We start from the raw sequence: 18,940 nt of genomic DNA, 5'->3' as shown, positions 1-18,940 counted from the left end.
GAAAAGCGGTTCCGGCGGAGGAAAGAACCGGCCCGGGCCGGGGAAGCCGCCGCGGTATATGTTGATTCAAGCAGGAGAGGGGAAAATAGCTTTCTTCTGATTGAATAAAAACAAACCGGAAGGGAAGGAACCCGTCCGAGGATTCAAGAAAAGGAGATAAGAAGTATGAGAATCCAGCACAATATTGTGGCGATAAACGCCTACCGCAACTACACCAACAACACCAGCGCACTGTCCAAGAACCTTGAGAAACTGTCTTCCGGCTACAAGATCAACCGCGCAGGCGACGACGCCGCCGGTCTGGCTATTTCCGAGAAGATGCGTGCTCAGATCACGGGCCTCAACGTTGCTCAGAAGAATGCTAAGGACGGCATTTCTCTGGTGCAGACCGCTGAAGGTTCCCTGACCGAAGTGCATGACATGCTCAACCGTATGGTCGAGCTGGCTGACCAGTCCGCTAACGGCACCTATGACAACGAGGTTGACCGTGCAAACCTGGAGAAAGAGTTTACTCAGCTCAAGAGCGAGATCGATCGTATTGCCGACTACTCCAACTTCAACGGCATCAAGCTGCTCGACGGCTCTCTGCAGGATGGTGCAGCGCTTAATTCTTTCACTTCTGAGATCAGCGCTGCTGCAACCGCTACCAAGAATGGTGTGGATTTGAAGGTTCAGGTGGCTGGCTCGAAGGGTATGAAGGTAACCATTGCTAGTGGTACTGGTACAGCTGTTGATAAAGTTTCCGTTGCTTCCACAGGTGTGACAATTACCTTGGATGCCACAAAAGAATATACCGCAGCTGAAATTCAGGCTATGCTTGCGAAGGCAACAACTACCTCCACGTCAGCTGCAGTAAAGGACATGGCTGCTCTTGCCAACAGTGCCATTTCCTGAAGCCAAGTACCAGCGGTGTACTGTCCACTTCTACCGCAATGTGTTCTCGGTCACTCCTCGCTCCAAGGTGAAACTGGTAGCCAAAATGCTCAAGGCGATCCATGCCCAGGAGAGCAAGAAAGCCGCCCGGGAAAAGACCAAAGCCGTGGTGGAGCAACTGCGCTCCATGAAGCTGAAAGAGGCCGCCAGGAAGGTGGAGGACGGCATTGAAGAAACACTAACTTACTGTGATTTCCCCAGCGAGCACTGGACTCGCATCCGGACCAATAATGTCATTGAGAGACTGAACCGGGAAATCCGCCGCCGCACTCGTGTGGTGGGCAGTTTCCCGGACGGCAACTCTGCCCTCATGCTGGTCTGTGCCCGGCTACGCCATGTGGCCGGCACCCAGTGGGGCAACAAGAAGTACATGAATATGAAGCACCTGGAGGCTGCTCCGGAGGATGCCTCCATTGCTGGTTGACCTCATTCATGCCAGGGCCTGCAAACCATTTTGCGAAAAATCCTTGACACTACCATTATAAAGTCTCCATTACTATTTTCGTTTCTTTGTATAATCGAGGATTTTTTCAAGCAGAATTGATGGATCTAATGATACAAGCTTTTTATCTCCCCAATGTTGCTCAAATCAAAAAAAGATATGAAAATAATGTGCAAACACTTTTAAAATATCCTTTTTTATTCCGTAAAGATTTTCCGGATTTTGATTCCTTATCCGTTCAATATTTTCCTTTTGATGATAACGGATATATCCCTTTTTATAAAAATGAAAACCGGTTTGGTTCCTATATCAATGTAAATGATCCTGTCATTGACCGATACTTTTTTAAGAATTTGGATAAACCCATTCTGGCTTCTGATGTGTATTCACAATATCAGTTGGAATACCTAAATGATAATGTCAGAAAAAGTGAATGGGTAGGGCAAGAAAATCATATTTATCTTCACTATACTAATTGGTGTAATTTTTGTAATTTCTTATCTTGCTTAAATTTTAAACAGCTTCTTCCAGACAAAAAAATAGTATTTCTCTTTGAGGAAGAGATCAGCCGCTATCCGATCGATTTTAAAAAAGAGTTTGGGATTGATTACAGTCAATATCAGGTAAAACCTATTGGAATCCGAGAAGTCAACCGCTTAATTTGGCATACACAGCTGGCAGCTCACAATGGTGGAGATTTCTTCAATGAAATTTTTTATGATCATCCGAATCTTTTAGTATTTAAATCGGTGATGTTTAAAAATATCAAGGAAATCGTTAAAAATCTTCGGCGGCAGTGGAAACAGAGAGGGAAATTATCTTCCCGATTGGAAACAGAACTGGCGCGGCTGCGTCATCCTACCGATAAGGATTTTCTGGTTGCTCTTTTTTTAAATAATGCTTGCGCTTGTTGCGATAATTTCAGATTCAAAAACTCCAAACTTCAACCGTATTCCGAGCAGTATTCCGAGCGTAAGAAAAGAAAAAAGCGGTCCACCCAAAAGAGAAACGATGGCATCAGCCGTTGATTTGATTTTATCTTCATCAAACATGCACTCTCCATCAAAAACAGCCAATTTTATAGATAATCGTTGGGTTTTCAGTATGCTTTTTCCGGATCCAATCCGTATATGCCAATGGGTATCCCCTGTCTTTGCCATATAAGCAACTGCATGTCCCAACTCGTGGACAAGAAATGAGAGAAAAAACACAACCCAACATGTACATATAAATACAAGAATTTCTACGATAAATGCAATCACTTGAACCATTCTTTTTAGTCCTTCTCAGATTTTAGTCTGCGCAGATTGAAAAAACATAGAGAGACATTCCTATAAACACACGTAAACACACGATCAACACATCTTGTCAAAGAAAATGCTTGATGAGACATGGGCGGAAACATGCTTATGATTAATACTACCAAATCGTAGCGACTTGGTAGTCCCCGAATCCGGTCAAGGCCGCCCCCATTCCGAACTTAGTCTACACCGACAATTGACGCAGGCAACGATGAGGTCATTGTAAAGCTGCTGGAGGCAACGAAGAAAAAGACGCCATGGTGACGGACCAGTCATGCGGTACAGTGACGGTTTCCCAGGCGTCGTCCCTGTAATCCTTCTGAAAGGCGGAGGGCTGGTCTCCATAATGGAATTTCCAGTCTTGGTTGATGGGGAAAACGGGCATATACAATTCCTCCACAAAATAGATTTGCGAAAACGGCAGCCAAAATCTGCAAGGCTTTCGCTCCGGGCTTTATTGTATCGAATGGAATCCTGCCCGTCAATATGGTTGGACAAAAGCCAGAACCCCCGGATGTGTATCGGAGATTCTGGCTTTTGGTAAATGCAGGACTCAATAAACGCCTATAAAAGCGATTGTAGGACAAACGCGGGCGTCAAGGATGTGCAGCACAAGCTCGTCCGTCTCTACAGCCGGGAAGGCAGCAATGCGCTTATAGCCCACCACGGTTCCCTCATAAACGGGCGTCAGGCCGTCCTTGGTGCGGGCCAGCAATTCAAAACGCTCAATGCGCTGGCTCAGACGGATATTTTCCTTGATCACCACACGGCTGACAGAGATCGGCTGCTTCCAGCGCATGGTGATGCGGCAATCGGTCGCGCCGTCCGGTGTGGAGAACCAGGTTTCCAGCGAATCCTCGCGCACATGCTCCGGAGAGGAACCGGGACGGCAGACGTCGGCGGAAAGAGAGGCTTCCGCAAGCCGGTTGACGGCGTAGGTGTCGCGCAGGTACGCGCCGAACTCCCGCAGACGGGCCACATCGTTTTCATGAATTCTGCCGCGCGTGTCCGGCGGAAGGTTCAGCAGGAAGGTGGCGTTGCCTCCCACGGAGTTTTCATAAATCTCAATCAGCTTTTCCAGGGGTTTGACTTCGTTATCCTCTTTTGCGTGGTAGAACCAGCCGGGACGGATAGAGGTGTTGACTTCAGCGGGATACCAGATCAGGTCTTTTTCATCTTGCAGCACTTCGCGGCTGCCCAGATCCAAATCGCCCGCGGTGATGCTGCGTTCCCGGAAGGCTTCATCGTCCTGCTGCTGGCTGTCATGGGCAATCTTTTCCGTATTGCGCATCCGCAGAGGAACCACGCTCCACTCAGAAGGGCGCGTGTGTCCCGCTTCGTTGCCGCACCAGCGCACGTCCGGCCCGCACACGGAGATACAGGCGTTCGGCTGGAGGCGGCGGATGGTTTCATAGTAGCGCTCCCAGTCGTATTGCTGCTTTTTGCCATTTGGCCCTTCGCCGCAGGCTCCGTCAAACCAGACGCAGAAAATATCGCCGTAGCCTGTCAGAAGCTCTTCCAGCTGGCCGATGAAATAATCGTCGTAATCGCGGCCGGTTCTATACAGCGGGCAGTTGCGATCCCACGGGGAAAGGTAGACGCCGAAAGCCAGACCTTCCCGGCGGCAGGCGTCGGAGAGCTCCCGCACCACGTCCCCCTTGCCGCCCCGGAAGGGGCTGGAAGCCACAGAGTGATCGGTGTAGCGGCTGGGCCACAGACAGAAGCCGTCGTGGTGCTTGCAGGTCAGGATCAAACCTGCCATGCCGCCTTCCTTTGCTGCGTGTGCCCACTGTGCGGCGTCGAGATCGGTGGGATTAAAAACGCGGGAATCCTCCGTCCCCTCGCCCCATTCCCGGTCGGTAAAGGTGTTCACGGTAAAATGGATAAAGCCGTAAAATTCCATGCTCTGGTGGCGAAGCTGCCGTTCGCTGGGAACCACCTGCACCAGACGCTCATCAAGAGATAACGCCATGTTTTTTCTCCCTTTCTTCACCGGAGTCCTCTCCAGCTTTTTTACTTGTTCAGATAAAATCTTCTCTCTTTGGGGTAAAGACGTCCACCAGCTTTCCGGCTTCCAGACAGACCACGCTGTGAACGGCATGGGGAGGCATCAGGACACTGTCGCCCCTGCACACGGTTTTTGTTTCTCCGTCAATGGTAAAATCAAACTTTCCCTCGGCTACATAGGTCACCTGTGTGTGGGGGTGAGAGTGAGCGTTCCCTTGTGCGCCGGCGGCAAAGGTGATTTCGCACATCATAACATCGTCGGTGTAGGACATGACTTTTCTTGTGACCCCGGGCTCGCAGGGGGTGGGGATGCAGTCCTGATTGAATCGAAACATGATGTTTCCAACTCCTTTTTGCTCGATGGTGGAGTACTTTCTGCTCAGCCGGGGAGGAACCCGATCTTTTTCATCACCTTCGCGAGGGTGCGGTTTGCGATGCGCGCCGCACGGGCCGCGCCGTCGCGGTAGCATTCTTCCAGATATGCCTTGTCCGCGATGTACTGCGAAAAACGCTCCTGGATGGGGCGCAGGTGCTCCACAACGGCTTCGCCGACGGCGGTTTTGAAATCGCCGTAGCCGCGCCCTTCAAATTCGCGCTCGATTTCCTCCATCGTCTTGCCGGTGACGCAGGCGTAAATGCCCATCAGGTTGTTCACGCCGTCCTTGCCCTCGGCATAGCGCACGCAGGCGTCGCTGTCCGTGACGGCGCGCTTGAATTTCTTCATGATGACCTCCGGGGAATCGAGCATGGCGATGAAGCCGTTGGCGTTCTCATCGGATTTGCTCATTTTCGAGGTTGGATCCTGAAGGCTCATGACGCGCGCGCCCTGCTTCGGAATGTAGCCGTCCGGCACGGTGAAGGTGGGGGAGTAGGCCGCGTTAAAGCGCTCCGCGACGTTGCGGGTCAGCTCCAGATGCTGCTTCTGGTCTGCGCCCACAGGGACGAGATCCGCCTGGTAAAGCAGGATGTCGGCGGCCATCAGGCTCGGATAGGCAAACAGGCCGGCGTTGATGTTGTCCGCGTGCTTGGCGGATTTGTCCTTGAACTGTGTCATGCGGGAAAGCTCACCGAACTGGGTGTAGCAGTTGAGCACCCAGGCCAGCTCGGCGTGAGCGGAAACGTGGCTCTGGATGAAAAAGATGCTCTTTTTGGGATCGATCCCGCAGGCCAGCAGGAGGGCATAAGCCTCCAGGGCATTTTTGCGGAATTTTGCGGGATCCTGACGCACCGTGATGGTGTGCAGATCCGCGAGAGAGAAAATGCAGTCATAATCATCCTGCAAAGCAACCCAATTCTTCAATGCGCCGAGATAGTTTCCCAGCGTGATGGTGCCGCTGGGCTGGATAGCGCTGAAAATAACCTGTTTGCGTTCGGTTTCCATGGAAAATCCTCCTCCAATGCGATAAGTGACGAAAAAGCCGTTCAGCGGCAGACCTCCGCGGCAAGCTCGCCCAGAATACGGATGCCTTTTTCAAGCTGCTCGTTTGTGGGGGTCGAATAGTTGATGCGGAAGCTCTGGCACGGCTCGTTTTCGTCCGTGAGGAAGGCATTCCCCGGCACCACACACACCTTGCGCAGCACAGCTTCCTTGCAGAAGGCGGGCATATCCACGCCGTCCGGCAGGGTGCACCACAGGAACAGGCCGCCTTCAATCGGCAGATAGGTGACGCCGTGGGGGACGAGGTGCTCGTCGAGCAGTTTCATGGTAAAGGCCGATTTCTCGCGGTAGATGGCGCGCAGGCGGTCCAGGTGGGCGTCAAAGTCGTATTTTGTCATCAGCTCCTGGCAGATCATCTGGCTCCAGATGTTGGTGTGCACATCCTCGCCCTGCTTGCAGACGACCATCTTCTGCAAAAGCTCCTGCGGGGCGATCGCATAGCCGACACGCATGCCGGGGGAGACCACCTTTGAGAAAGAGCCGCAGTAAACCACAAGGCCATCCTCATCCAGGCTCTTGACGGGCGGCACATGCTCGCCGGAGAAGCGCAGATCGCCGTAGGGGTTGTCCTCCAGAATCAGCACGCCGTATTTCTTCGCCAGGGCGTACATGGCCTGACGCTTCTCCCAGCTCATGGTGATGCCGGAGGGATTCTGGAAGTTCGGGATGGTGTAGATAAAGCGGGCGCGGGGTTCTTCCTTGAGGGCGCGTTCCAGCTCATCTATGTTCATTCCGTCTGGATCCATCGGGACGCCGCGCAGGCGGGCGCGATAGGAGCGGAAGGTGTTGAGAGAACCGATGAAGCTGGGCGCTTCACAGATCACCACATCTCCCTCGTTGCACAGCGACTTGGTGAGCAGATCCATGACCTGCTGCGCGCCGGAGGTGATCAGCACGCCGTCAAATTCGCGGCCCACGTTGTGGCGCTCTTTCATATACTGTGCGATCGTTTCGCGCAGGGCGGGGTAGCCCTCCGTAAAGCTGTATTGCAGGGCGTCGATCGGGCGCTCGGCAAAGATGCGGGCGGAGATTTCCGCGATCTCCTTCACGGGGAAGGCCTCGGGGGAGGGATTTCCGGCGGAGAGGGAAACGACGGACGGATCGGCCGCGTATTTGAAAATCTCGCGGATGGCGGACGGCTTCAGCGTGAGAACACGGTCGGAAAATTTGTATTCCATAGAAAAGAACCTCCTGAAAATAAAATGGAAACGCCCGCGGAGGGAGGGCCGGTCAGCCTTCTGTCTGGGGCTCGTAGGGTGCGTAGGGATCGATGGTTTCCCCGCTGTCCGGGATCACAATGGCCTCACCGTCCAGATTGAAGTAGACGTCCAGGGAAGAGGGATCTCCCAGCGAGGGATCGACAAAATTGTATTGCAGTGTGTGCTGCACGGAGTCGAGAATCGTGCGCACAAGCTGGTGGGAGTCATAGACGAAGAAATCCGGGTTCTGCGTTTCCGGCGGCCCGGAGACCAGGGACGAGGTTTCCGCAAAAGAGACCGTCATGCCGCCCTTGCCGGAAGTGATTTCGTCCGCCAGATCCAGGTTCCAGCCCGTCAGCTCACTGATCTGCGCGACGAGAAAGAGCGGAGTCAGTTCTCCGCTGTACTCCACGGGAAATTCCTGAAACTGCCCGTCCATACCGATATACAGCGTTGCCGTCTTGGTTTCGGCATCCTCCGCGGCAGTCTCGCTTTTGGCCTGTGTGCTTGCAGACGTTTCCGGGGTTTCCCCGGCTGATGCGGAGGGATCCTGTGTGGAGGAGGACTCCGGTGCAGAGGACGGCTCCTGGCTTGCGGGCTCCGAGGACTGCGCCGTTTCCGAGGAAACGGCGGCGGAAGAAACAGCGGCGGAGGAGGCGCCGTTCTCAGAAGAGCAGGCGCATGCCGCAGCTGCAAGGCAGAGACAGAGGAAAAGAGAAAGGAATCGTTTTAACATGATGACAGACCTCCTGTCGGGAAATTTTATTTGAAAATTTGTTTTCATCTTATCATACAGAGCAGATCTTTTCAAGCCGCACAAGGAGGAACCCACGTTTTGCAGGCAACTTTCAGGAAAAATTCAGATAACCGTCACAAAGGATGGATAAAATAAAATACATTCCTTGAAAAAAACAGGCCTGTCTAAGACGGGAACTTTCCAATAGAAAAGAGGGAACAGCATGAAAGTGTGGGAACCTTGCAGGGGAAGAACGAAAAACCTGCGAACGGAGTCGCGTGCGGGACCTGAGAAAAATGCGGCGGGAGCGCTTCGTCACGAGGAAAAGCATGAGATCAGCCCGATGGACTGCGTGATACTGCGCAGCCGCCTGCGCGCCGCTCTTCACGCCGATCCGCACGGGGATAACGGGCGTTACCGTGTCCGCAGCCTGTATTTTGACAACGCGGACGACAAGGTTCTGAGGGAGAAGCTGGAAGGCGCTCCGTATCGCGAGAAGTTCCGGATCCGGTTTTACCAGGGGGAATGCTCCATGCTGCACCTTGAAAAAAAGTCCAAGCTGATCCGCCTGTGCGCAAAGCTGTCCGAGCCGATGCCGGAAGCCATGTGCCGTGCCGTGCTCCGGGGAGACTATGACGCTCTGCGCGAGGGCGGCCCGCTGTGCAAAGAGCTGCTCCGGGGAATCCGCACGCAGCAGCTGCGCCCGCGCACAGTGGTTGATTATGAAAGGGAGGCTTTCGTCTGGCAGCCGGGGAACATCCGGGTCACGCTCGATTCCGATATCCGTGCCGGGCTGTCGCCGGAGCGCTTCCTGAGTCCCGGCGTGCCGGAACCGACGGCGGCGGAGGCCGTGCTGGAGGTGAAGTATGACGCCTTCCTCCCGGATTTCGTCCGGGATCTGGTCCAGCTTCCGAACCGGCGCACAGCCGCCTTTTCCAAATATGCGGTATGCCGCCGGTTCGGATAAGTTCTTTTCATTTTATAGAGACAGGAGAGTTTGCAATGATGCGATTGGCGTTGACTTTCAATGATATTTTCAAATCCAGCTTTCTGGAGCAGGTGGAATCCTTTGCCCCGCTTGACATGGTGATTGCCCTTGTCCTTGCGCTTGCTCTGGGGCTTTTTATTTTGCTGATTTACCGCAAAACCTTCACCGGTGTGATGTATTCCGCAAGCTTTGGCCTGTCTCTGATGGCCCTCACGCTGATTACCACGCTTGTGATTATGGCGGTCACGTCGAATGTGGTGCTGTCGCTCGGTATGGTCGGCGCGCTGTCGATCGTCCGTTTCCGCGCGGCGATCAAGGAGCCGCTTGATATCGCGTTTCTCTTTTGGGCGATTGCGGCAGGGATTGTCCTGGGCGCGGGGCTGCTGCCGCTGGCAGTGTTCGGCTCTCTGTTCATCGGTGTGATCCTGCTGGCCTTCGCGAACCGCCGCAGCGGCTACACACCGTATCTGCTTGTTGTGACCTGCGGGAATGAGTCGGAGCAGCCGGTGATGCAGGCTGTGCAGCAAGAGGCCAAAAAATACCAGCTCAAGTCCAAGACCGTCTCGCCGGACGGCATGGAGCTGACGGTGGAAGTCCGCCTGCCCGGCGATTCTTCCCAGCTGGTTAACGAGGCGGCGGTGCTGCCAGGCGTGCGCAGCGCGGTGCTGGTCAGCTACAACGGTGAGTATATGTCATGAGTACATCGAAATATTTGGGCAGGCTGGCCGCCGTGGCAATGGCGGCCGCCGTGCTGCTGGTGACGCTGCTCGCCGTCTGCCCGGAGAAAATCGGAGTGACGGACGCAGGTTCCGCCGCGGTCTCCTATGCGGATCTGTTTGATCCCTTCTCCGTGATGGAGATCGATATCTCCGTCGACGAGGACGATTGGCAGGAAATGCTCGACAACGCTCTGGCCGAGGAGTACATTTCCTGCGATCTGACGGTGAACGGTACGACCTATTATAATGTAGGGGTGCGCCCAAAGGGCAACACCAGCCTGACAACGGTGGCCTCAAGCGACAGCGATCGGTTCAGCTTCAAGTTTGAAATGGATCACTATGTGGATGGCCAGACCTGCGAAGGACTGGATAAGTTTGTGGTCAACAACATTCAGAGCGATGCCACCTGGATGAAGGAATATCTTTCTTACCAGCTTCTCACGCAAATAGGTGTCCCGTCCCCGCTGTACTGCTATGCGCATATCACGGTCAACGGTGAGGAATGGGGCCTGTATCTGGCGATCGAGGCGCTGGAGGATTCCTTTGCGGAGCGCGTATACGGTTTGGATCACGGCCAGCTCTACAAGGTGGAAGGCTCCGTGGGCGGCGGCGGAATGGATCGTGGGGAAGCCGGGGAGCTTCCCGATGGGATGGCCGCACCGGAGAACGCGGATGAAGGCGCAGGGGCAATGCAGACGCCGCCGGATCTCGCGGATCGTGAGGATTTCGCGGGCGATCGCGGCGGGATGGGCGGCATGTCCGGCTCCGGCGGGGATCTGATCTATACGGACGATGACGAAAGCAGCTATTCCGCAATTTTTGACAACTCCGTTTTCGATTCCACCAGTACCGACCGCCAGCGAGTGATCGAAGCGCTGCGTGCGCTGAGCGAGGGGGAGGATCTGGAACAGTATATCAATGTTGACGAGGTGCTGCGCTACATTGCGGCCAACGCGGTTCTGGTCAATCTGGACAGCTATTTCGGCACGATGGAGCACAACTATTATCTGTATGAGGAGGAAGGACAGCTCAGTATCCTGCCCTGGGACTATAACCTCTCCTTCGCGGGTTTCCAGTCCGGCAGCGCGGAGAGTGCGGTCAATTTCCCGATCGACACGCCGGTATCGGGCGTATCCATGGAGGATCGTCCCTTGATTTCCCAGCTTCTGGCTGTCCCGGAATACCAGGAGCAGTACCATGCGTATTTGCAGGAGATTCTGGACGAGTATTTCAATTCCGGGCTGTTCCTCAGCACGATCCGCACCATTGACAATCGGATCAGCCCATATATCCAGAACGATCCCACCGCGTTTTACACCTATGAGGAGTATCAGGCGGGAGTCGAAGCGCTCAAGGAATTCGGTCTGCTCCGCGCCCAGAGCATCGAGGGGCAGCTGAACGGCTCGATCCCCTCCACCACGGAGGGCCAGGAAGCCGATTCCAGCGCGCTGATCGACGCGGGCGATCTTTCCCTGACAACGATGGGAACGCAGGGAGGCGGCGGCATGGGCGGTATGGAACGCGGTGAGATGACCTTCCCCAAAGCCGGGGCAGCACAGCAGCCTGGCGAGGAATCCGGTGAAACGGCATCACAATCGCAGGCTGTACCTGATACGATGTCTCTGCCGGACGGTTCCGCACCCAGCGGGCAGAACAGCACACCGCAGGAAGCGGCAGAGCAGACGGCGGGCATGTTTATGGGGCGCGGCGGCAGCCGGGGCGGCTTTGGCGGAGGCGGCCAGGGCGGCGGAATGGTTCCGCCCGGAATGCAGGACGCCGCTGGCGCCGCGGGCAGCGGGAATCCCCTCCTGCTTGCCGTGACTTTTGCGGGAGCGGGGCTCTGTGTGCTGCTTGCCGTTCTTTGGCCGCGCCGCCGGATGCAGCGCGGACGGGCAAAATAAACGTCGTTTTTTTTCCAGAATTCACCATCACGATGCGACAGAAAATCAAGAGCACGCCTTGTATACTGGTCTCACAAGGAATGGAGAAGGACAAGACGTGTCAAAAGTAAGGAGTGGTATCGTGAGTGTGGCGAAAGGGCGGAAACTGCCGGGAATGGCTGCTTTCGCGGAGAAGTTGACAGGGCTGGCTCTTCCGGGACTCAGGGAGGCGGCGCAGCATGCGGTGGTTTTCCTGTTTGGTCTGCTGTATGCGCGCGGGATCGTGTTTTCCCGCTGTGCACCGTTCGGCACGGCGGCGGTGGCCGCCTGCCCATACCGGTATTTGCCCGCGGCGATGATTGGGGCGCTGGCGGGTACGCTTCTGCCGGGTCAGGCCCAGTCCCCTGTGCGTTACCTCGCTGCCATTTTGGCGGCGGCGGCAATCCGCTGGACAGTCAACGATCTGGCCAAGCTGCGCGCGCACCCGGCCTTTGCTCCGCTCACGGCGCTGCTTCCGCTGCTTTCCACAGGGATGGCGATGGCTTTTGTGAACGGTTCCCCCGTATCGACGATCGCCGTCTACCTTGCGGAATCGGTGCTCGGGGCGGGCGCGGCGTATTTCGCGGCGCAGTCGGAGGGAGCCGTGCGGCGCGCGGCGGCGGGAAAGCCGCTCTCCGGGCAGGAGGCCGCGGGGCTGACGTTTGCGGGCGGCCTTCTGATCCTGCCGCTCTCCGGTCTGGCGGTGGGGGGCGTGTCTGTGGGACGGATCCTGGCCTGCCTGATCATCCTGTTCGCCGCGCGCTGTGCCGGGGCGGCGGGGGGAGCCGTGGCGGGCATTGTGGCGGGCGTGCTGTTCAGCCTTTCCACCACAGGTCTGACGTATCTCTCCGGCGCTTACGCTCTCGGCGGCCTGATGGCGGGATTGTTTTCTCCGCTGGGCCGCCTGGCCTCGGCGGTGGTGTTCGCGCTCTCGGGCGCGGTGGCCTCCCTGCAGGTGGGGAACCAGTCCGCGGCGCTCATGGCTTTGGTGGAGTCCGCGGCGGCGGGAGCGGTCTATCTGGCGCTTCCCGCGAAGCTGGGCGGCATGATCGCGGGGCTTTTCCTGCGCCGTGAGGATCTGACAAAAAGCGATGCGCTGCGCCGTACCGTGATCATGAAGCTGGATTATGCGTCCAAGGCGCTTGGCGGTGTGTCCGAATCGGTGGAGGAGGTTTCGCGCAAGCTGGCCTTTACCTGCGCGCCGGATATCAACGGCGTGTACAAGCGTCTGGAAAAGGAGACCTGCGCGGGGTGCAGTCTGCACCTGTACTGCTGGGGGCAGCGTTATACCCGCACCATCGACGCATTCAATTCGCTCACCACGGCTCTCCGCCGCGACGGTCGTGTGACACGGCAGGACCTGCCGGATCATTTTTCCTCCCACTGCGCCCGTGTCAACGAACTGATTGCCAACATCAACCGCAACTATTCGGAGTTTACCGTCCGCGAGGCCGCGGAACGGCGGCTGGCGCAGATTCGTTCGCTTGTCGCCGGACAGTTCGGCACGGTGAGCCGGATGCTTGAAGATATGGCGGGGGAGCTGGAGCTTTATGAGCGGTTTGACTTCGCGGCCGCGCGGCGCGTGTCGGAATCGCTGCGTGCCATGGGACTTCTGCCGCTGGATGTGAGCTGCCGGGTGGATCGCTTCGGCCGCATGACGGTGGAGGCCGAGGCGGCGCGCGGGGAGAAAAGCCGTCTGAGCCGCAATGAGATTGTGAAGGAGGTTTCCCGCGCGTGCGGGAAAGCGTTTGAGCTGCCTTGTGTCAGCACGGCGCAGGGGAAATGTCGGATTCAGATGAGCGAAAAGCCGGTTTACCGTGTTGCCACGGGATTTTCCCAGCACATCTGCGGGAATGGGACACTCTGCGGGGACAGCTTTGAATATTTCCCCGACGGCTTCGGAAGACAGGCTGCCGTTCTGAGCGACGGTATGGGATCGGGCGGGCGCGCCGCCGTGGACGGGGCGATGGCCAGCGGCATCCTGTCGCGTTTGCTGCAAGCCGGGATCGGTCCGGAGGCCGCTCTGCAAATCGTCAACTCGGCGCTGATCGCGAAGTCGGGGGATGAATCGCTCGCCACCCTGGATCTGGTTCTCCTCGACCGTTTCAGCGGAGCCGCCGATTTCTATAAAGCGGGAGCCGCCGCGTCCATTGTGCGCAAAAAAGGGAGAGCGGCGTGGGTGGACGCGCCCTCCCTGCCGGTGGGGATTCTCAATGAAACATCCTTCTCCCGGCGCGATGAGGTTCTGGGGGACGGGGATCTGATCGTGCTTATGAGCGACGGGGCAGTGGCCGCGGGCGACGATTGGGTGCTCAGCGCGGTGCAGGATTTTTCCGGCTCGCTCCCGCAGGAGCTGGCCGAGGAGCTTGTGTCCGGCGCGATCGCCCGGCGCAGCGACGGTCACGACGACGATGTGACGGTGATGGTGCTCCAGCTCAAAGCGCCCGAGCGCCCCGTGGACTGCGAATGTGCATAAAGGGGGTGAGGGCGGAATTTGATACGAAACAAGACGCGCTGTGTGGAATGTTCCGCACAGCGCGTCCTTTTATGCGTTTTCTTCGGGCAAATCCGGAGCGCTCAGCGGGAACCGGAGCGTGAATACGCTGCCGTGGCCCGGCAAGGAGGAAACCTCCGCCGTTCCGCTGTGCTCGAGTGTGATGGTCCGCACAATAAACAGACCCATCCCCTCCCCCTCGGGACGGCGCGTGAAGCCGCGTTCAAAGACATGGGGGAGATCCTCCGGAGCAATTCCGGCGCCTGTATCGCTCACGCGGACAGCGGCCATCCCGTTTTCCTGCTCCAAAGACAGAGTGATGGTCCCGTCCTTGGGCGTGAAAGACAGCGCGTTATAGCACAGGTTTTCGAGAGCGGCGCGCAGGCGTTCCGGATCCCCGCGCAGGAAAAGCTCCCCCGGGCAAAGCGCGAGATGGAAGCTTTGCCCTGAAAGCTCCATATCGGGACGGTTATCCTCATAGAATTCCCGCAGAAAACCGGAGAGGGAAAAGGTTTGCAGGGCTGACGCGCCGCGCTCGCCCCGTGAAAAGCTTTGCAGGAAGGAAAAACGCTCCTCAATGGCCCCGACCCGATCCGTGAGCGCGTCCAGGTATCCGGCGGTTTCCCGATCCAGCGCCACCCCGCCGCTGCGCACAAGCTCAGCGTAGCTTTTCACGGCGGCAAGCGGGTTTTTCAGATCGTGGATCAGGCTGCCCAGAAGTTCCCGGCGCTCCGCGAGAAGGGTTTCGATCGCGTGAGTGCGGCGATCCACGGCCTCCTGCAAATGGCAGGTGAGCCGCTGGTTTTCACGTGAGAGCAGGATGCTGCGGCGGACCATCAGCGCGGCGAAGCCGAAGGTCAGCAGGAAGCCGCCGTATTCTTCCGGCCATGCGCCCCGGGCGGGCTCGAAGGAGTTGATGGTGAGAGTGGAAACGGTCAGGGAAAGACCGTACAGCCCGGCCGCAAACAGCAGGAAGCGGCTGAGCGGATCGCCCGTCCGCAGGGCGCGCACGGCCAGAAGGAGCAAATATGCGCCGGATAAGGCTTTATAAATGAAAAGAACGATCCCGTAAAGGTTGATGAAAGAAGGCACATATGGTAAAATGAGCGCAGGAAAGACAGCAAAAGCGGTGCACATCCCTACGGCGGCTGGTATCGCCAGCTGACGATGATACCAGCGGTTTACAGCCCCCGACAATTCCCCCGCGATGTGCATGGCACACAGCAGGACAATGCCGCCGCAGGCGTCCTCCATGGAGTACAGCAGGCACACCAGAGGAAATCCGAGCGCATGGAGAAACGGGTAGGCGGTGCGCAGGGAGGAGCAAAGGCAGAGAAGCCCCATCCTCCGGGACAGCTTTTCACGCCCCATGGCCCACAGAGCCAGGTTGGAAAGCGCGACAGCCAGTGGGGCAAAGCAGAGAAAGCCGTACACCGCCAGGCGCGTTGTGACCAGGTGGGAAATCCCCTCCGCCGTCCCGACCGCGGGAGGGTAGTACAGGCCGGAATAATAGTGCGTGTAGTTGACACATTGGATGACAATTTCCGTTTCTTCCCCGGCGGTGAAGGCGTAGAAGCCGTCGGCCGCAAGAGGACGGTACGGATCGATGCTGCCCAGCTCTCCCGCCTCGGTTCCCGCGATGTAAATTTTTCCCGCGCACAGCAGCTCCGGGATATACAGGACAAGCGGGACGGGTTCTCCCTCGTTGCGCAGGGTCAGGCGGTAGGTAGCCTCGCCGAAGGGAGAGCCAAGCTGCTCGGAAAAGTTAGGATACCGCCCGACATAGACAGAGAGAAAACCGGCCTGGGAGGAGGAAATCTCCTCCGGATCCAGCAAAACGCCCGGATAGTATTCCCAGCCGTCCACCAGAAAAGCAGGCTGGGAGGGATCCTCCTGAAGCAGGTTGATTCCCGGAGCGGCTGGGAGGGCCTGTGTATATTTGTTGTCACAGCGCAGCAGGAGAAGAAAGCCGGATCCTCCGGCTATGAGCAGGAGGAGCAGAACCAGCAGGCTGCGCCATCGTTCGTTTTTCATATTTCACCTCAAAAGGAGAGAGTATCGCAGGATGAAGTACCGGAAAGCAGCTGCTGTCCTCGTTTTGATCTGCCTGTGGTTAGGGGTGCTCGGAGAAATCGGGTTCCCTGTCAGCGCTCTGGAATTTCGCGATTCCGGCGGGGATCCCCCTTTGATTGGAGGGCCTTCGGACGGCGGGCAGCCCGGCGACGGTGCGACGCAGCACACCGTGCATCTGGGACCGGAAATCCTGGAAGAGGGAGAGATGCGCACCTATGAGACGCTTTCCGCAGACTTTGCGGGAAATCCCTATCTTCAGGAGGGCATGTATCCCGGAACGCTGGATGTGTATCTGGACGGTCCCATCGTGGTGGAAAAGGGGGCTTTTCTCAAAATCGGTACTTTTGCGATCGGAAGCGACAAGGAAGCCAGCCCGGTACTGCACGCGGCGTTGTCCGACGAGCCCTTGATCGTGGTCAGGGAGGGCGGAACCCTCGTTCTGACGGATGTGGAGCTGAATTTACAGGGCGAGGGGCTTCTGATCCTTCAGGATCCCGGCGCATCTGTGAAGGTGCAGGGGATGGATCTGCCGGAGGATCTGGTGCAGTGGAGCACGCCGTTTGTGGAGAACGAAAACCGCCCGCTCAAGGATGTGTGGCTGGAGGAGGGGACACCGCTGACCATGGAGGCTCTGCCCTCCTCCCTGACGGCCTATGTGCAGGAAAACGGGAAGGAGGAGTGGAAGGAGGTTGCGCTGGCCTGGGATCTGTCCGGCTATGACGGGAGAACCTCCGGCGAATGGACGCTGACGGGAAGCTGTGTGGATGCCGGCGGCACGCCGATTCCCTCCGAGGTTCCGCCGTCTGTTTCCGTCCGTTGGTATCGTTTGGATGAGCTTATCGTAAAAGATGCCTTCTGGTCCGGAAAAGAGGCGGCTGCCGCCCAGCTCGTGCTCGGACAGCTGCCTGATGAGCTGGACAGGCTGTGGGGAGAAATCTCACAGGACGAGGGAAGGACATGGACGGTGTGGGAGGAGCCGGATTTTACCCTTTCAACCGATCTGAACGGGAACCCGGTTGCGGTCTTTGAGGTACCGGACAGCACACCGCGCTGGTACCGTGTCAGAGGAACCAATGAGGCAGAGGATCATTTCTGGTCAACAGAAAGCTTCCTGCTTCCGCAGGAGGAATCGGCGGATCAGGGAGGAAACCGGGGCGGCGCCGTCAATCCCTTGCCGCTGGATCGGGATCCGCTCCCCATTGATAACGGTCAGGATAATTTGGGAGAAGAAGAACCGTCTCAGGAAAGTACCGGATCCACGGAGGAAACGCCAGCCGATCCGGAAGCAGACGGGACAGACGGTTCAGAGGCGGAGCAGGCGGAAACGCTGGAGATTCCCGCCTCTGTGCAGGATGCGGAAGGGGAAAAATCCCCGGCTCCGAAGCCGGCCGCTGTGCTGGACATGGCCGCGCAGAGGGATCAGGCACAGGCCGGTGAAGAGGAAGCCGCCGTCTCCCCCGAAGAGGAGATCCTGGAAGAACCGCTTTTGCTGACGGCGGATTCCGAGCCTGATCCCGTGGAGACGGAAACGGCGGAGCAGGCTCAAAAGCCTGCGGGCGCACTTTCTGCGGGGCAGCAGATGCTGCTTGTGCTGGGCGGGCTTGCGGTCTCCGGGGGAGCTGCCGCGCTGGTGATCAGGCATTCGCGGAAAGCGTAGCCCTATACGGCTCAGTTTGTTTCCGGTTCCCCCCGGAACAGATAACCCTTTTGACGGATGGTTTCAATATATTGCCGTTTGGGGCAGATCCGTTTCAGCTTCTGGCGTACCCGCGCCATACAGACCTGCATGTTGTGCAGTCCCCGGTTGAGAGGGGATTTCCACACGTGGTCATAGAGCTGTTCATAGGAAAATACCTGTCCAGGATTTTGTGCCAGAAAGGCAAGAAGCTCAAATTCCAGCGGCGGAAAGGAAATGCGTTCCCCGTTGTAGCGTACCTCGCGAAGCCCCAGATCAATCTCCAGCTCGTCAAAGCAGAGAACCGCGGAGGAAAGGACGTTCTGCCTGCCCTGGATACGCAGGCGCAGGCGCAGCTCCAGTTCCACAAGGGAATAAGGCTTTCCGAGATAATCGTCGCCTCCCGCCATCAGGCCGCGGATCCGATCGTCTGTTTTGGCGTAAGCCGACAGGAAAATGACGGGAACGCTGCTGGTTTCGCGCAGGCGCCGGCAAAGAGTCACGCCGTCCAGCCCCGGCATATCCATGTCCAGGACAATGGCGTCCAGCTCGGCGGTTTGGATTAGGGCAAGGGCGGAGTGGCCGTCGTCCGCCCGGTAGACCTGGTAGCCTTGTTTTTTCAAGTAAGCTTCATTTGTTGTCTGGATGTGCGGATCGTCGTCCACCAGCAGTATCCGATACATAGCATCCCTTCCTGTCAGCAGAATTTTTCTTTGGCCCGCGCTGCGTCTGCGCTTATTATATCACAGTTCAGACAAGCCTGGGCAGCGGTTATTTACGGAGACTTGGAATAAAGAGAGGAAGCAGAAAAACAAACAGAATCAGCAGAATCTCCCCGCCAAAGGCACGATATCCTCTCTGCGCATAGGCGAGCGGGAGGAGCCAGACAATGGAGAGAATCCCCAATCCCAGCCCGATTGCGATCCGGATCAGCCAAAAGAGCCAGGGATCGCCTTGTCGGTGGGAAAATTTCATGCCGCTCACCTCACTTTCCGTTTGTCTCCTCTGCTTCTTAT

15 protein-coding genes and 1 pseudogene are annotated in these 18,940 nt (G+C 57.2%); 8 read left to right on the top strand and 8 right to left on the bottom strand.

The window, feature by feature from the left end; genetic code table 11:
- Positions 1-165: 165 nt before the first annotated feature.
- The 3 genes and pseudogenes from B5F35_RS19565 to B5F35_RS04330 all read left to right on the top strand — a co-directional run bounded on the left by B5F35_RS19565 (position 166) and on the right by B5F35_RS04330 (position 2,403).
- The gene (locus tag B5F35_RS19565; protein ID WP_442856424.1) at positions 166-894 is read left to right on the top strand and encodes a flagellin N-terminal helical domain-containing protein; all 729 of its coding nucleotides are present in this window, start codon (positions 166-168) and stop codon (positions 892-894) included.
- A pseudogene (locus tag B5F35_RS04335) lies at positions 887-1,357 on the top strand (transposase); the annotation flags it as partial. The gene B5F35_RS19565 and the pseudogene B5F35_RS04335, both read left to right, overlap by 8 nt.
- A gap of 128 nt (positions 1,358-1,485) precedes the next feature.
- Entirely contained in the window at positions 1,486-2,403 is a 918-nt protein-coding gene (locus tag B5F35_RS04330) for a hypothetical protein (RefSeq protein ID WP_087238412.1), read from the top strand.
- Positions 2,404-3,229: 826 nt separating this feature from the next.
- On the opposite strand, the gene B5F35_RS04325 is transcribed toward B5F35_RS04330, so the two are convergent.
- From B5F35_RS04325 to B5F35_RS04305, 5 genes are read right to left on the bottom strand one after another with little or no spacing between them, the layout of a single operon-like run.
- Positions 3,230-4,648, bottom strand: coding sequence for an alpha-L-fucosidase (locus tag B5F35_RS04325; RefSeq protein ID WP_087238433.1), 1,419 nt, complete (start codon positions 4,646-4,648; stop codon positions 3,230-3,232).
- A 49-nt stretch (positions 4,649-4,697) separates the two neighbouring features.
- On the bottom strand, positions 4,698-5,018 hold the full coding sequence (locus B5F35_RS04320; RefSeq protein WP_087238410.1) for a cupin domain-containing protein: 321 nt from the start codon (positions 5,016-5,018) through the stop codon (positions 4,698-4,700).
- Positions 5,019-5,062: 44 nt separating this feature from the next.
- Positions 5,063-6,064, bottom strand: a complete 1,002-nt coding sequence (gene trpS, locus B5F35_RS04315; RefSeq protein ID WP_087238408.1) for a tryptophan--tRNA ligase — start codon at positions 6,062-6,064, stop codon at positions 5,063-5,065.
- A 41-nt stretch (positions 6,065-6,105) separates the two neighbouring features.
- Positions 6,106-7,299, bottom strand: coding sequence for an aminotransferase-like domain-containing protein (locus B5F35_RS04310; protein ID WP_087238405.1), 1,194 nt, complete (start codon positions 7,297-7,299; stop codon positions 6,106-6,108).
- A 52-nt stretch (positions 7,300-7,351) separates the two neighbouring features.
- On the bottom strand, positions 7,352-8,056 hold the full coding sequence (locus B5F35_RS04305) for a hypothetical protein (protein ID WP_087238403.1): 705 nt from the start codon (positions 8,054-8,056) through the stop codon (positions 7,352-7,354).
- A 223-nt stretch (positions 8,057-8,279) separates the two neighbouring features.
- Here B5F35_RS04305 and B5F35_RS04300 point away from each other — a divergent pair, with 223 nt between their 5' ends.
- The 4 genes from B5F35_RS04300 to B5F35_RS04285 all read left to right on the top strand — a co-directional run bounded on the left by B5F35_RS04300 (position 8,280) and on the right by B5F35_RS04285 (position 14,158).
- A complete protein-coding gene (locus B5F35_RS04300; RefSeq protein ID WP_087238402.1) occupies positions 8,280-9,023 on the top strand; it encodes a polyphosphate polymerase domain-containing protein in 744 nt (247 codons plus the stop codon).
- Positions 9,024-9,073: 50 nt separating this feature from the next.
- The gene (locus B5F35_RS04295) at positions 9,074-9,742 is read left to right on the top strand and encodes a DUF4956 domain-containing protein (RefSeq protein ID WP_087238431.1); all 669 of its coding nucleotides are present in this window, start codon (positions 9,074-9,076) and stop codon (positions 9,740-9,742) included.
- Entirely contained in the window at positions 9,739-11,664 is a 1,926-nt protein-coding gene (locus B5F35_RS04290; protein ID WP_087238400.1) for a CotH kinase family protein, read from the top strand. The genes B5F35_RS04295 and B5F35_RS04290 overlap by 4 nt, the downstream gene beginning before the upstream one ends.
- A gap of 121 nt (positions 11,665-11,785) precedes the next feature.
- Positions 11,786-14,158 (top strand): SpoIIE family protein phosphatase, encoded by a 2,373-nt coding sequence (locus B5F35_RS04285; protein ID WP_140401142.1) that lies wholly within the window; start codon positions 11,786-11,788, stop codon positions 14,156-14,158.
- Between the two features lie 69 nt (positions 14,159-14,227).
- Here the strand turns inward: B5F35_RS04285 and B5F35_RS04280 are convergent, their stop codons facing one another.
- A complete protein-coding gene (locus B5F35_RS04280) occupies positions 14,228-16,210 on the bottom strand; it encodes a sensor histidine kinase (RefSeq protein WP_087238396.1) in 1,983 nt (660 codons plus the stop codon).
- 31 nt (positions 16,211-16,241) lie between these two features.
- Between B5F35_RS04280 and B5F35_RS04275 the strand changes: the two genes are divergently transcribed.
- The gene (locus B5F35_RS04275; protein WP_087238394.1) at positions 16,242-17,906 is read left to right on the top strand and encodes a hypothetical protein; all 1,665 of its coding nucleotides are present in this window, start codon (positions 16,242-16,244) and stop codon (positions 17,904-17,906) included.
- An 11-nt stretch (positions 17,907-17,917) separates the two neighbouring features.
- Here B5F35_RS04275 and B5F35_RS04270 read toward each other — a convergent pair whose 3' ends face one another.
- Together B5F35_RS04270 and B5F35_RS04265 are read right to left on the bottom strand one after the other, a co-directional pair.
- The gene (locus B5F35_RS04270) at positions 17,918-18,607 is read right to left on the bottom strand and encodes a response regulator transcription factor (RefSeq protein ID WP_087238392.1); all 690 of its coding nucleotides are present in this window, start codon (positions 18,605-18,607) and stop codon (positions 17,918-17,920) included.
- A gap of 88 nt (positions 18,608-18,695) precedes the next feature.
- Positions 18,696-18,899, bottom strand: coding sequence for a hypothetical protein (locus B5F35_RS04265; protein WP_087238390.1), 204 nt, complete (start codon positions 18,897-18,899; stop codon positions 18,696-18,698).
- Positions 18,900-18,940 lie beyond the last annotated feature (41 nt).

Source organism: Anaeromassilibacillus sp. An200, from assembly GCF_002160025.1.
GTDB classification, from domain to species: Bacteria; Bacillota; Clostridia; order Oscillospirales; family Acutalibacteraceae; genus Caccousia; species Caccousia stercoris.
The sequence above is the reverse complement of the archived record's forward strand: the minus strand, read 5'-3'. Positions and strand labels throughout refer to the sequence as shown.